A 14,136-nucleotide genomic window follows, 5' to 3' on the forward strand; every position below is an offset into this window, starting at 1 on the left:
GGTTTTTCTCCTAGATGATTGCCGCGCATATCAGCGTAATGCCGCGGGCTTGGATCTGGTCGCGGGCCTCAAGCGGCAGGCGATCATCGGTAATAAGGGTATGGACGCTGCTCCAGGGCAGTTCCAGGTTGGGAATCTTGCGGCCAATCTTGTCGGACTCGACCATCACCACCACTTCACGGGCGACCTCGGCCATCACGCGGCTCAGGCCCAGCAGTTCATTGAAGGTGGTGGTACCGCGCTGCAGATCGATGCCGTCGGCGCCGATGAACAGTTGGTCAAAATCGTAGGAGCGCAGCACTTGCTCGGCCACCTGGCCCTGGAACGAGTCCGAATGCGGGTCCCAGGTACCGCCGGTCATGAGCAACACCGGTTCGTGTTCAAGCTCGCTCAAGGCGCTGGCCACGTGTAGGGAGTTGGTCATCACCACCAGGCCGGGCTGATGGCCCAGCTCAGGGATCATGGCGGCGGTGGTGCTGCCGCTGTCGATGATGATGCGCGCGTGTTCACGCAAGCGCATCACGGCCGCACGCGCGATGGCGCGCTTGTAAGCCGAGATGGGCTGGGCCGCGTCCCCCACCAGTTCCTGAGGCATGGTGATGGCGCCACCGTAGCGGCGCAGCAACAGGCCATTGCTTTCCAGCGCGGCCAGGTCCTTGCGGATGGTGACTTCCGACGTTTCGAAACGCTTGGCCAATTCGTCCACGCTGACTTCGCCCTGTTCATTGAGCAAGGTCAGGATGTTGTGGCGTCGTTGGGGTGTATTTCGTTTCGACATGGTGATGATAAGTTTCGTTTCGAAAGATAACGAGGGCAATCAAAACCTATTGGCGAAAGATCGTCAAGCGGCGGGTGCACTTTTTTGAAAACAACATAGACCCAATGTGGGAGCGGGCTTGCTCGCGAAGGGGGTGCATCAGATACACATTCAGTGACTGACACTCCGCTTTCGCGAGCAAGCCCGCTCCCACATTGGAAGGGTGTTGCTGATGGAGCTGTGGATAACTCAGGTCTTCTTGATCTTGACCGGGCGTTTCCAACCGTCGATGTTGCGCTGGCGGGCGCGGGCCACGGCCAGTTGCGACTTATCCACATCCTGATTGATGGTTGAGCCCGCAGCTGTGTTCGAGCCATCGCCGATAGTGACGGGAGCAATCAGAGAGTTATTGGAGCCGATGAATACGTCCTCACCAATCGTCGTTTGATACTTGTTCGCGCCGTCGTAGTTGCAAGTGATCGCCCCCGCACCGATGTTGCTGCGAGCACCAATCACCGCATCGCCCAAATAAGCCAGGTGGCCGGCCTTCGCGTCGTCGCCCATGCGCGCGTTTTTCAGTTCGACAAAGTTACCCACATGCGCCCTGGCCCCCAGCACGCTGCCCGGACGCAAACGCGCGAATGGGCCAGCATCGCTGCCCTCGCCCATCACCGCACCGTCAATATGGCTGTTGGCTTTGATCACCACGCCTTTGCGCAGGGTGCTGTCCTTGATCACGCAGTTCGGGCCGATCACCACGTCGTCTTCAATGATCACGCGGCCTTCAAGGATCACGTTGATATCGATCAGCACGTCGCGGCCGACGGTGACTTCACCGCGCACATCGAAGCGGCCGGGGTCGCGCAAGGTCACGCCTTGGGCCATCAGACGGCGGCCTTCACGCAGCTGGTAATGACGTTCCAGCTCGGCAAGCTGCTTGCGGTCGTTGGCGCCCTGCACTTCCATGGGGTCGTGGGGCTGCTCGGTGGCGACCAGCAGGCCATCACTCACGGCCATTTCGATCACGTCGGTGAGGTAGTACTCGCCCTGGGCGTTGTTGTTGGACAGGCGGCTCATCCAGTCGGCCAGCTTGTTGGCCGGCACCGCGAGAATCCCGGTGTTGCCTTCAGTGATAGCGCGCTGGGCTTCGCTGGCGTCCTTGTGCTCAACGATGGCCGCCACCTTGCCATCGGCATTGCGCACGATGCGGCCATAGCCGGTCGGGTCATCCAGCTCTACGGTGAGCAGGCCCATCTGGCCAGGCACTACGTGCTTGAGCAGGCGTTGCAGGGTTTCCACTTCGATCAACGGCACGTCGCCGTAGAGGATCAGCACCGTGTCGGCGCTGATGAACGGCACGGCCTGCGCGGTGGCGTGGCCGGTGCCCAGTTGTTTGTCCTGCAGCACGAAATTCAGGTCATCCGCCGCCAGGCGTTCACGCACCACGTCGGCGCCGTGGCCGATCACTACGTGAATCCGCTGGGGGTCCAGTTGCCGGGCGCTGTGGATAACATGACCGAGCATGGAATTACCCGCGACCGGGTGCAGCACCTTGGGCAGGGCCGAACGCATGCGAGTGCCCTGGCCTGCGGCGAGGATGACGATTTCAAGAGACATGAATGGCTACCAATCCTGGGTGGTCCGGCTTCAGACCAGAGAAGTGTTTTGCTAAAAAAGAAAAAGGGTAGCCGAGGCTACCCTTTTTAATCAATCGCACATGAAGCATGACGGCTGGGCCGCTTACTTCTTGCGGATCTGCTGGAGCGTGCGCAGCTGAGCTGCAGCCTCGGCCAGACGTACAGCAGCAGCGCTGTAGTCGAAGTCCGCGCCCTTTTCGTTCAGGGCCTTCTCGGCAGCCTTGACGGCTTCCTGAGCGGAGGCTTCATCCAGGTCGCCAGCACGTTGCACGGTGTCGGCAAGTACCTTGACCATGTTCGGCTGAACCTCGAGGAAACCACCAGAGATGTAGAACACCTCTTTTTCCCCGCCTTGCTTGGTCAGAGTGATCGGACCTGGCTTCAAGCTGGTAATCAACGGCGCGTGGCCCATGGCAATACCCAGGTCACCGAGTTCGCCGTGTGCAATCACCATTTCTACCAGACCGGAGAAGATTTCCCCTTCCGCGCTGACGATATCGCAATGGACTGTCATAGCCATCTGATTGCCTCAACCTGATGAGCGCCCGTTGCCGGGCGCCGGGATTACAGTTTCTTGGCTTTCTCGATCGCTTCTTCGATGCCGCCGACCATGTAGAACGCTTGTTCTGGCAGGTGGTCGTAGTCACCGTTGAGGATGCCTTTGAAGCCAGCAATGGTGTCTTTCAGGGAAACGTATTTACCCGAAGCACCGGTGAAGACTTCAGCCACGAAGAACGGCTGCGACAAGAAGCGTTGGATCTTACGAGCACGGTTTACCAACTGCTTGTCGGCTTCCGACAGCTCGTCCATACCCAGGATCGCAATGATGTCCTTCAGTTCTTTGTAACGCTGCAGCACGTACTGAACGCCGCGAGCGGTGTCGTAGTGCTCCTGGCCGATCACGTTCGGGTCCAGCTGGCGCGAAGTCGAGTCGAGTGGATCGACCGCTGGGTAGATACCCAGGGAAGCGATGTCACGGGACAGAACGACGGTGGCGTCCAAGTGGGCGAAGGTGGTCGCAGGCGATGGGTCAGTCAAGTCATCCGCAGGTACGTATACCGCTTGGATCGAGGTGATCGAACCTTCTTTGGTCGAAGTGATACGTTCTTGCAGAACGCCCATCTCTTCAGCCAGGGTCGGCTGGTAACCTACTGCCGAAGGCATACGGCCCAGCAGTGCGGATACTTCAGTACCGGCCAAGGTGTAACGGTAGATGTTGTCGACGAACAGCAGAACGTCGTTACCTTCGTCACGGAACTTCTCGGCCATGGTCAGGCCAGTCAGTGCTACGCGCAGACGGTTTCCCGGCGGCTCGTTCATCTGACCGTAAACCAGTGCCACTTTGTCCAGAACGTTGGAGTCCTTCATCTCGTGGTAGAAGTCGTTACCCTCACGAGTACGCTCACCCACACCGGCGAACACGGAATAACCGCTGTGCTCGATGGCGATGTTACGGATCAGTTCCATCATGTTTACGGTTTTGCCTACACCGGCACCACCGAACAGACCGACTTTACCGCCTTTGGCGAACGGGCAAACCAGGTCGATAACCTTGATGCCGGTTTCCAGCAGATCGTTGCCGCCAGCTTGCTCGGCGAACGAAGGAGCTGGACGGTGAATGCCCCAGCGCTCTTCGGTGTCGATCGGACCAGCTTCGTCAATCGGGTTGCCCAGTACGTCCATGATCCGGCCCAGGGTCGCTTTACCGACCGGTACGGAGATGGCTGCGCCAGTGTCGACAACGTCCAGACCGCGCTTCAAGCCTTCGGTGGAACCCATCGCAATGGTACGAACTACGCCGTCGCCCAGCTGCTGCTGAACTTCCAGAGTAGTTTCCGCGCCTTGTACTTTCAGCGCGTTGTAGATGCTCGGTACGCTGTCGCGTGGAAATTCCACGTCGATAACGGCGCCGATGATTTGAACGATACGTCCGCTACTCATAGCTGGATCCTCTGAATATTTGAACCGTTAAACCGCGGCAGCGCCGCCGACGATTTCCGAGATCTCTTGGGTGATCGCAGCCTGACGCGCCTTGTTGTAGATCAGCTGCAAATCGCTGATCAGATCACCGGCGTTATCGGTAGCGTTTTTCATCGCGATCATCCGCGCCGCTTGTTCAGCTGCGTTGTTCTCGACCACCGCCTGGTACACCTGCGACTCCACGTAGCGCACCATCAAGCCGTCAAGCAGCTCTTTGGCGTCTGGTTCGTAGAGGTAGTCCCAGTGGTGCTTGAGTTCCTGATCCGGAGTCGCCACCAGTGGAATCAATTGCTCCACGGTTGGCTGCTGGGTCATGGTGTTGATGAACTTGTTGGATACCACGGACAGGCGGTCAATCCGGCCTTCCAGGTACGCATCCAGCATCACCTTCACACTGCCGATCAAATCATTGATCGACGGCTCTTCACCCAGGTGGCTGATAGCTGCAACGACGTTACCGCCGAAGTTACGGAAAAAGGCCGCACCCTTGCTACCAACAACACACAGATCGATCTCGACGCCGTTTTCGCGGTTTACCGCCATGTCCTTGACCAGGGCCTTGAACAGGTTGGTATTCAGACCACCGCACAAACCACGGTCACTGCTCACTACCACATAACCCACACGCTTAACGGCGCGGTCGATCATGAACGGGTGGCGGTATTCCGGGTTGGCGTTGGCCAAATGCCCAATTACCTGGCGGATACGCTCCGCATAAGGACGGCTAGCAGCCATGCGCATTTGTGCCTTGCGCATTTTGCTGACCGCCACTTTTTCCATGGCGCTGGTAATCTTTTGCGTGCTTTTGATGCTCGCAATCTTACTGCGAATCTCTTTTGCGCCTGCCATGTAACACCTATCAGGTTAGCAAGCGGGAGCCTTGCGGCTCCCGCTGCGGCTTACCAGGTTTGGGTGGCCTTGAACTTCTCGATACCGGCTTTCATGCCAGCGTCGATTTCGTCATTGAAGTCACCCTTCACGTTGATCTTGGCCAACAAGTCGGCGTGATCGCGGTTGAAGTAAGCAATCAGCGCTTGTTCAAAGCTGCCGACCTTGGTGATTTCGACGTCAGTCAGGAACCCACGCTCAGCGGCATACAGCGACAACGCCATGTCAGCGATCGACATTGGGGCGTATTGCTTCTGCTTCATCAGCTCGGTAACGCGCTGACCATGCTCAAGTTGCTTACGGGTGGCTTCGTCCAGGTCAGAAGCGAACTGGGCGAATGCCGCCAGTTCACGGTACTGAGCCAGAGCGGTACGGATACCACCGGAGAGCTTCTTGATGATCTTGGTCTGAGCGGCACCACCCACACGGGATACCGAAACACCGGCGTTCACAGCAGGACGGATCCCGGAGTTGAACATGGCCGATTCCAGGAAGATCTGACCGTCAGTGATGGAAATCACGTTGGTCGGAACGAACGCGGAAACGTCGCCAGCCTGGGTTTCGATGATCGGCAGTGCGGTCAGGGAACCGGTTTTGCCGGTCACTGCGCCGTTGGTGAACTTCTCTACGTACTCTTCGGATACGCGGGATGCGCGCTCCAGCAGACGGGAGTGGAGATAGAACACGTCGCCTGGGTAAGCTTCACGGCCTGGTGGACGGCGCAGCAGCAGGGAAATCTGGCGGTAAGCCACTGCTTGCTTGGACAGATCGTCATAAACGATCAGCGCGTCTTCACCGCGGTCGCGGAAGAATTCACCCATGGTGCAACCGGAGTACGGTGCCAGGAATTGCAGCGCAGGAGATTCCGAAGCACTGGCAGCCACGATGATCGTGTTGGCCAGGGCGCCGTTTTCTTCCAGCTTGCGAACCACGTTGGCGATGGTCGATTGCTTCTGACCAATGGCTACGTAGACGCAGAAAATGCCGCTGTCTTTCTGGTTGATGATCGCGTCGATCGCCAGAGCGGTTTTACCGATCTGACGGTCACCGATGATCAGCTCACGCTGGCCACGGCCGACCGGAATCATGGCATCGACAGCCTTGTAGCCAGTCTGTACAGGCTGGTCTACCGACTTACGCCAGATCACGCCTGGAGCAACTTTCTCGACCGCGTCGGTCTCGGTGTTGCCCAGTGGACCTTTACCGTCAACAGGGTTACCCAGTGCGTCGACTACGCGACCCAGCAGTTCCTTACCAACCGGAACTTCCAGGATGCGGCCTGTGCACTTGGCGCTCATGCCTTCAGCCAGACTGGTGTACGCGCCCAATACAACGGCACCTACGGAGTCTTGCTCCAGGTTGAGGGCCATACCGTAGACGCCGCCCGGAAACTCGATCATCTCGCCGTACATTACGTCGGCCAGACCGTGAATCCGCACGATGCCGTCAGATACGCTGACGACAGTGCCTTCGTTACGGGCTTGGGAGGTCACATCGAGCTTGTCGATGCGGCCCTTGATAATTTCACTTATTTCGGAAGGATTGAGTTGCTGCATTGCTCTGCTGCCCCTTCAAACTCAAGATTTCAATGCTTCGGCAAGTTTCGCGATTTTGCCGCGAATCGAGCCATCGATAACCAGGTCGCCGGCACGGATAACAACACCCCCAATCAGGGATGCGTCCTCCGACGCTTGCAGGCGCACTTCCCGATTGAGTCGTGCACTGAGAACCTTGGCGAGTTTGTCTTGCTGTTCTTGGTTCAATGCAAAAGCACTGGTCACTTCAACGTCTACCGACTTCTCTGCGTCGGCCTTGTACAGGTCGAACAGAGCGGCGATCTCCGGCAATAGCGAGAGACGGTCGTTTTCGGCAACGACGTGGATGAAGTTCTGCACTTTCACATCAAACTTGTCGCCGCACACTTCAATAAAAGTGGCGGCCTTGTCTGCGCTCGTCAGGCGCGGGGCCTTGAGCACGCGCTGCATGGTGTCGTCTTGCGACACTGCTGCAGCCAGGCCGAGCATGGCTGACCAAGAGGCCAGCTGCTGGTGGGCCTGGGCGTGCTCGAAGGCTGCCTTAGCGTAAGGTCGGGCCAACGTGGTCAGTTCTGCCATGATCGCCCTCGCTTAAATTTCAGCAGCCAGTTTGTTAACCAGCTCCGCGTGCGCGTTTTGATCGATTGTGGCACCGAGGATCTTCTCAGCACCGTCGACCGCCAGAGCACCCAGTTGGGCACGCAGCGCGTCTTTGACGCCGTTCAGTTCCTGTTCGATCTCGGCATGAGCCGAAGCCTTCACACGGTCAGCTTCGACGCGGGCTTTATCAACAGCCTCTTCGACGATCTGGTTACCGCGTTTCTTGGCTTGCTCAATGATTTCAGCTGCCTGTGCTTTAGCTTCGCGCAGTTGATGACCCGCTTTCTCTTGGGCCAACTCCAGGTCGCGAGCTGCACGGGTGGCAGCGTCCAAGCCGTCTGCGATCTTCTTCTGACGTTCGTGCAAAGCCGCGATGACCGGAGGCCACACGAACTTCATGCAAAACACTACAAAAATGAAGAACGCAACGGATTGGCCAATCAGGGTTGCATTAATGTTCACGCCAACACCTCGCTCATTCGTTGTCCATCACCCCAATCAACTCGAAAAATTCGAGTGATTAGCCAGCGAGTTGACCAACGAAAGGGTTCGCGAAGGTGAAGAACAGAGCGATACCAACGCCGATCATGGTCACGGCGTCGAGCAGGCCGGCGACGATGAACATTTTAACTTGCAGCATTGGAACCATTTCTGGCTGACGCGCTGCGCCTTCCAGGAATTTGCCGCCCAGCAGGCCGAAACCAATGGCAGTACCCAGGGCGCCCAGGCCGATCAACAGTGCAACAGCGATAGCGGTTAGACCAACTACAGTTTCCATCTTTCCTCCCGACTTTTACGTCGTATGGTTTAGGTTTTTTAGATTTTAAAGCGGTAAAACAAATCGTTTCATAGCCCGGTAGGGCCCACCTTCCCGTGTTACCGGGAAGGACATCAGACTAGTCGAGACTGGTCTTAATGGTTCTCTTCGTGCGCCATCGACAAGTAGACGATGGTCAGCATCATGAAGATGAAGGCCTGCAGGGTAATGATCAGGATGTGGAACACAGCCCACGCCCACTGCAGAACTACGCCCAGGCCGCTAAGCCAGAGCAGACCACTGCCGAACATCACAGCGATCAGAATAAACACCAGCTCGCCGGCATACATGTTGCCGAACAGTCGCAGGGCCAGGGAAATCGGCTTGGCGACCAGCGTTACGAACTCCAGCAGGAAGTTCACCGGGATCAGCAGGGCTTGAACAAAGATGTTCTTGCTGCCGAACGGGTGCAGGGTCAGTTCGCCGATGAAGCCGCCGATGCCCTTGACCTTGATGCTGTAGAAAATGATCAACGCAAACACCGACAGGGCCATGCCCAGGGTGGCGTTAGGGTCCGTGGTGGAAACCGCACGGAATGGAATGTGGTGATCGCCGGTGATCAGGATGGCCAGCTGAGGAATCCAGTCGACCGGAATCAGGTCGACGGCGTTCATCAGGAACACCCAGACGAAGATGGTCAGTGCCAGCGGTGCAATCACTGGGCTACGGCCATGGAAGCTGTCTTTCACGCTGCCATCGACGAATTCGACCAATACTTCAACGAAGTTCTGCAAAGCACCCGGCTGACCGGAAGTCGCCTTCTTTGCCGCCATGCGGAAAATCAGGATGAAGATCAGACCCAATGCGACAGACCAACCCAGAGTATCCAGGTGGAATGCCCAGAAGCCCATTTCTTTGGCTTCTGCTGCGGTGTGGGCGAAGCCCCAGCCGCCGTTGGGAAGCTGACCGAAGGTCAGGTTCTGCAAGTGGTGCTGGATATAGCCCGAAGCGGTTGTTTCTGCCATGGTTGCCTCAAACGCCCTAAGGTTTCGAAAGTCTTGTTTTCATTAGCAGGGGAGCGAACCAGCTGACCAGTTGGGTCAACACGAAGACGCCGAATACAGCCAGCGGCGCCAATGGCTTCACACCTGCAAAGGTCAGTGCAAACAGCACTGCCGTCAAAATCAGTTTCCCTGCTTCGCCGGCATAAAAAGACCGGACGATAGCCTGGGCTGCTCGGGCGCCGGAAAACCGAAAGGCCCTATGAGCAAAATACATATTGGGCAGCAAGGCTATCAGGCCTCCGCAGAGTCCTGAATATCCGGCTACGACTCCATGCCAATACCAAAGCGCCAATGCGGCGATCAGCAAAATGACAAATTGAGCCAATAAAACCGGGAAAACGGCCAAGCGATGGAACGGCAACGTGTTTGGCGTGCGGGTTTCCATCACTCTTGCTCCTCAATGGTCGGCTGCCGAGAATCAATAACTTGGCATAATTTGTGCCGACAAAATGCGCGCAGAGTATAGGGGCGGTTCAGCCCCTATTCAACTGTCGGGTAGTGTTTTCCGATCGCGCGCTACATAAGCAAATGTTTCAGCGGATGTGGGCAAGGACGCCCTGAAGCTCATCGAGTGAGTTATACCCGATGACCAATTGCCCTTTGCCTTTCTTGCCATGCCGGATTTGCACCGCAGAGCCCAGCCGCTCGGCCAGGCGCTGCTCGAGGCGCGCAATATCCGGATCAGGTTTGGCCGTTTCGACCGGTGCAGGTTTACCGCTGAGCCACTGGCGAACCAACGCCTCAGTCTGACGAACGGTGAGGCCGCGTGCGACAACGTGTCGCGCCCCTTCAACCTGTTGATTTTCCGGCAAACCGAGCAAAGCACGGGCGTGACCCATTTCCAGGTCGCCGTGGGACAGCATGGTCTTGATGACTTCCGGCAGCGCAATCAGGCGCAACAAGTTGGACACGGTCACACGGGACTTGCCCACCGCATCCGCGACTTCCTGCTGCGTCAGTTTGAATTCCTGTTGCAAGCGCTGCAGGGCGATCGCTTCCTCAATGGGATTGAGGTCTTCACGCTGGATGTTTTCGATCAACGCCATGGCGATCGCAGTTTCGTCCGGCACATCGCGCACCATCGCCGGGATGGTGTCCTTGCCCGCCTGTTGGCTGGCGCGCCAGCGGCGTTCACCCGCGATGATTTCAAAGCGACCGCCGCCAATCGGGCGCACCACGATCGGCTGCATCACGCCTTGGGCTTTGATCGAATTGGCCAGTTCCTCCAGCGCCTGGGGATCCATGTCCCGGCGCGGCTGGTATTTGCCGCGCTGGATCAGGTCCAGCGGCAGGTGCTGCAGCTCGCGCTCGTCGGCCTGCACCGCTTGTTCTTCAAGCGAAGTGACAGTCGGACCACTCAGCAGTGCATCCAGTCCACGTCCGAGACCTCGTTTCTTGACGGCCATGGGGATTCCTTAAGTTGGCTGGGCTGCAGCGGTGCGTGAGTTGCGGCGTTGACGGCGAACCATCTCGCCGGCCAGTGCCAGGTAGGCAATGGCGCCGCGGGATGACTTGTCGTACGCCAGCGCGGGCATGCCATAGCTTGGCGCTTCGGCCAAACGGATGTTACGTGGGATCACCGTGTCGTAAAGCTGATCGCCAAAGTGCTCTTTGAGCTGCGCCGACACATCATTCATCAGGCTCAGGCGCGGATCGTACATGGTCCGCAACAGGCCTTCGATTTGCAGGTTCGGGTTAAGCAACTCGGCAATACGCTTGATGTTATCCACAAGGTCGCTCAAGCCTTCGAGTGCGAAGTACTCGCACTGCATGGGGATAATCACCCCATCGGCTGCCACCAAGGCGTTCAACGTCAGCATCGACAGCGACGGTGGGCAGTCGATCAAAATGTAATCGTAGTTCTCGCGGATCGGCGCCAGGGCGCTGCGCAGACGGCTTTCTTTCATCTGCATTTCCAGCAGCACCACTTCGGCCGCGGTCAAATCGCGGTTGGCCGGCAGCAGTTGGTAACCACCGTGCTCGGAATAGTGCATAGCCTGGGCCAGGTCACACTCGCCAATCAGCAAGTCGTAGACCGAGTTTTCCAGGCCGTGTTTATCCACACCGCTACCCATGGTGGCGTTGCCCTGTGGATCGAGATCGATCAACAGCACCCGGCGCTTGGTAGCGACCAGGGATGCTGCGAGGTTGATGCAGGTGGTGGTTTTGCCCACGCCACCTTTCTGGTTCGCTATCGCGAATACCTTAGCCATTCTTGCTTGTGTTCCCAATCATGCCGTGCGGCGCAGTATCAGCAGATGGCGTTGGCCTTGGCAACCGGGTACGGCCAAGGCGTGTTCGCTATCGAGGTGGAAGTCTGCCGGCAATGCTAACAGCTCGTCGCTTGGATGAACGCCCTTCATTGCCAGCCAACGGGTGTCGCGGTCGCCTAAGTGGCGGGTCCAGTTGCTGAAGTTCTCCATGCTGCTGAACGCCCGGGAAACAATCCCGTTGAAAGGCTGTTCAGGCACGAAGGCTTCGACGCGACTGTGGATAACATTCAGGTTATCCAGCTTGAGTTCGAGTTTGACCTGGGTAAGGAAGCGGGTTTTCTTGCCGTTGCTGTCCAGGCACGTCACTTGTGACTCTGGAAACAGGATGGCCAGCGGAATGCCAGGCATGCCGCCGCCGCTGCCAACGTCCAACCACCGGCCGTTTTCGATAAACGGCATCACGCTCAGGCTGTCGAGCAGGTGACGCGAGACCATTTCGTCCGGGTCGCGCACCGCTGTGAGGTTGTAAGCCTTGTTCCATTTGATCAACAGGGCCAGATAGCCCAACAGCAAGTCGTGCTGTGCATCGGTCAGGTCCACGCCCAACTGGCGTGCACCTGTGGATAACTCTTCGGCGTGTTGCGAGGTGACCAACGAACTCAAGCGCTTTGCTCCAACTGACGGCCCGCGCCGCGTTTTTTCAAATGAATCATCAACAGCGAAATGGCTGCCGGCGTGACGCCAGGGATACGTGAAGCTTGGCCGAGTGTTTCCGGCCGAGTTGTCCCCAGCTTGCTTTGGATTTCTTTCGACAGCCCGGAAATCCCGGTGTAGTCGATGTCCACAGGCAGCTTGGTGTCTTCACTGGCGCGCAAGCGAGCGATCTCGTCCTGTTGGCGGTCAATGTAACCGGCGTATTTGGTCTTGATTTCAACCTGCTCGGCGACCTGTGGGTCTTCGGCACCGTGACCGGTCACTTCGACCAGGCCAGCGTAGTCGATTTCCGGACGGGACAGCAGGTTCAGCAAGTTGTATTCGTGGGTCAGCGGCGTGCCGAATTTTTCGGCAATCGCGTCGCCTTGCTCGGTGCCGGGGCGAACCCAGGTACTTTTCAGGCGCTGCTCTTCCAGTGTGATGCTTTCGCGTTTTTTGCAGAAGGCGGCCCAGCGTGCGTCGTCGACCAAACCCAGTTCGCGACCTTTTTCGGTCAGGCGCAGGTCGGCGTTGTCTTCGCGCAGGATCAGGCGATATTCGGCCCGGGACGTAAACATCCGGTACGGTTCCTGAGTCCCGAGAGTAATCAGGTCGTCGACCAACACACCGATGTACGCCTCGTCGCGGCGCGGGCACCAGCTGTCTTTGCCTTGTGCACGCAGTGCCGCGTTGGTTCCGGCCAGCAAACCCTGGGCGCCGGCTTCTTCGTAACCGGTGGTGCCGTTGATTTGCCCGGCGAAGAACAGGCCGCCGATCACTTTGGTTTCGAGGCTGTATTTCAGGTCACGCGGGTCGAAGTAGTCGTACTCGATGGCGTAGCCCGGACGCACGATGTGTGCGTTTTCCATGCCGCGAATCGATTGCACGATCTGGATTTGCACGTCGAACGGTAACGACGTGGAAATCCCGTTCGGGTACAGCTCGTGAGTGGTCAAGCCTTCGGGCTCGATAAAGACCTGGTGGCTTTCCTTGTCGGCAAAGCGGTGAATCTTGTCTTCAATCGAAGGGCAATAACGCGGGCCAATGCCTTCGATCACACCTGAATACATCGGCGAACGGTCGAGGTTCGCGGCAATGATTTCGTGGGTGCGGGCGTTGGTGTGGGTAATCCAGCAACTGACCTGTTTTGGGTGCTGTTCCTTGGAGCCCATGAACGACATCACCGGGATTGGTGTATCGCCGGCTTGTTCGGTCATCACCGAGAAATCCACAGAACGCCCGTCGATACGCGGCGGGGTCCCGGTTTTCAAGCGGCCGACACGCAACGGCAATTCACGCAGGCGTTTTGCCAGGGCAATCGACGGCGGATCACCGGCGCGACCGCCCGAATAATTTTGCATGCCAATGTGGATAAGTCCGCCGAGGAAGGTGCCGGTGGTCAACACCACGGATTCTGCGAAGAAACGCAGACCCATTTGGGTGACAACGCCGCGTACCTGGTCTTGTTCGACGATCAGGTCATCCGCTGCTTGCTGAAATATCCACAGGTTCGGCTGGTTTTCCAGGGTTTCACGTACCGCGGCCTTGTAGAGGATGCGGTCAGCTTGTGCCCGGGTAGCCCGAACGGCTGGGCCTTTGCGGCTGTTGAGCACGCGAAATTGAATGCCACCTTTGTCGGTAGCCATGGCCATCACACCGCCAAGGGCATCGATTTCCTTGACCAGATGGCTTTTGCCGATCCCACCAATGGCGGGGTTGCAACTCATGGCACCGAGGGTTTCCACGTTGTGCGTCAGCAACAGGGTTTTTACGCCCATGCGTGCTGAGGCCAGTGCTGCCTCGGTACCGGCATGACCGCCGCCGATGACGATCACTTCAAAACGGGAAGGGAAATCCACCACGCACCTCGTGCCTGCTTATGTAGGTAATCAGGAATTGATTGTTGAAAGAGTTTTAGAGCTTTGGCGGCAAGTATAGGGACTTAGCCCTTCCTAAAGAACCCTTTGCACAAAATTTAACCAGCTGTGGATGAATCACAGACAATAGAAATT

15 protein-coding genes are annotated in these 14,136 nt (G+C 57.6%); all 15 read right to left on the minus strand.

Features of this window, described 5'->3' with window-relative positions; translation table 11 throughout:
* Positions 1–10: 10 nt before the first annotated feature.
* Positions 11–778, minus strand: coding sequence for a DeoR/GlpR family DNA-binding transcription regulator (locus AC19YS_RS08310; RefSeq protein ID WP_106575964.1), 768 nt, complete (start codon positions 776–778; stop codon positions 11–13).
* A 228-nt stretch (positions 779–1,006) separates the two neighbouring features.
* Positions 1,007–2,374 carry a bifunctional UDP-N-acetylglucosamine diphosphorylase/glucosamine-1-phosphate N-acetyltransferase GlmU gene (gene glmU, locus AC19YS_RS08315; protein WP_500601438.1) on the minus strand — a complete coding sequence of 456 codons (1,368 nt, stop codon included), beginning with the start codon at positions 2,372–2,374 and terminating at the stop codon, positions 1,007–1,009.
* Positions 2,375–2,497: 123 nt separating this feature from the next.
* A complete protein-coding gene (locus AC19YS_RS08320) occupies positions 2,498–2,914 on the minus strand; it encodes a F0F1 ATP synthase subunit epsilon (RefSeq protein ID WP_003177061.1) in 417 nt (138 codons plus the stop codon).
* Between the two features lie 44 nt (positions 2,915–2,958).
* A complete protein-coding gene (atpD, locus tag AC19YS_RS08325) occupies positions 2,959–4,335 on the minus strand; it encodes a F0F1 ATP synthase subunit beta (RefSeq protein ID WP_017135118.1) in 1,377 nt (458 codons plus the stop codon).
* A 27-nt stretch (positions 4,336–4,362) separates the two neighbouring features.
* Positions 4,363–5,223: a F0F1 ATP synthase subunit gamma gene (gene atpG, locus AC19YS_RS08330; protein ID WP_003233565.1), complete on the minus strand. Its 861-nt coding sequence runs from the start codon at positions 5,221–5,223 to the stop codon at positions 4,363–4,365.
* 50 nt (positions 5,224–5,273) lie between these two features.
* Positions 5,274–6,818 carry a F0F1 ATP synthase subunit alpha gene (atpA, locus tag AC19YS_RS08335; RefSeq protein WP_017135120.1) on the minus strand — a complete coding sequence of 515 codons (1,545 nt, stop codon included), beginning with the start codon at positions 6,816–6,818 and terminating at the stop codon, positions 5,274–5,276.
* A 21-nt stretch (positions 6,819–6,839) separates the two neighbouring features.
* Complete coding sequence (locus AC19YS_RS08340; RefSeq protein WP_119741244.1) at positions 6,840–7,376, minus strand: F0F1 ATP synthase subunit delta; 537 nt, start codon at positions 7,374–7,376, stop codon at positions 6,840–6,842.
* Between the two features lie 12 nt (positions 7,377–7,388).
* Positions 7,389–7,859 (minus strand): F0F1 ATP synthase subunit B, encoded by a 471-nt coding sequence (locus AC19YS_RS08345; RefSeq protein WP_200624155.1) that lies wholly within the window; start codon positions 7,857–7,859, stop codon positions 7,389–7,391.
* A 58-nt stretch (positions 7,860–7,917) separates the two neighbouring features.
* The gene (gene atpE, locus AC19YS_RS08350) at positions 7,918–8,175 is read right to left on the minus strand and encodes a F0F1 ATP synthase subunit C (RefSeq protein ID WP_002555987.1); all 258 of its coding nucleotides are present in this window, start codon (positions 8,173–8,175) and stop codon (positions 7,918–7,920) included.
* Between the two features lie 134 nt (positions 8,176–8,309).
* Positions 8,310–9,179: a F0F1 ATP synthase subunit A gene (atpB, locus tag AC19YS_RS08355; RefSeq protein WP_500601440.1), complete on the minus strand. Its 870-nt coding sequence runs from the start codon at positions 9,177–9,179 to the stop codon at positions 8,310–8,312.
* A 16-nt stretch (positions 9,180–9,195) separates the two neighbouring features.
* A complete protein-coding gene (locus tag AC19YS_RS08360; RefSeq protein WP_010565865.1) occupies positions 9,196–9,603 on the minus strand; it encodes a F0F1 ATP synthase subunit I in 408 nt (135 codons plus the stop codon).
* A 148-nt stretch (positions 9,604–9,751) separates the two neighbouring features.
* Positions 9,752–10,624, minus strand: coding sequence for a ParB/RepB/Spo0J family partition protein (locus tag AC19YS_RS08365; RefSeq protein WP_094949087.1), 873 nt, complete (start codon positions 10,622–10,624; stop codon positions 9,752–9,754).
* Between the two features lie 9 nt (positions 10,625–10,633).
* Complete coding sequence (locus tag AC19YS_RS08370) at positions 10,634–11,431, minus strand: ParA family protein (RefSeq protein ID WP_017477894.1); 798 nt, start codon at positions 11,429–11,431, stop codon at positions 10,634–10,636.
* Positions 11,432–11,449: 18 nt separating this feature from the next.
* The gene (rsmG, locus tag AC19YS_RS08375) at positions 11,450–12,094 is read right to left on the minus strand and encodes a 16S rRNA (guanine(527)-N(7))-methyltransferase RsmG (RefSeq protein WP_145158405.1); all 645 of its coding nucleotides are present in this window, start codon (positions 12,092–12,094) and stop codon (positions 11,450–11,452) included.
* Positions 12,091–13,983, minus strand: coding sequence for a tRNA uridine-5-carboxymethylaminomethyl(34) synthesis enzyme MnmG (mnmG, locus tag AC19YS_RS08380; protein ID WP_200624156.1), 1,893 nt, complete (start codon positions 13,981–13,983; stop codon positions 12,091–12,093). Before mnmG ends, rsmG begins: the two co-directional genes overlap by 4 nt.
* Positions 13,984–14,136 lie beyond the last annotated feature (153 nt).

Source organism: Pseudomonas sp. MF08831 (assembly GCF_059862645.1).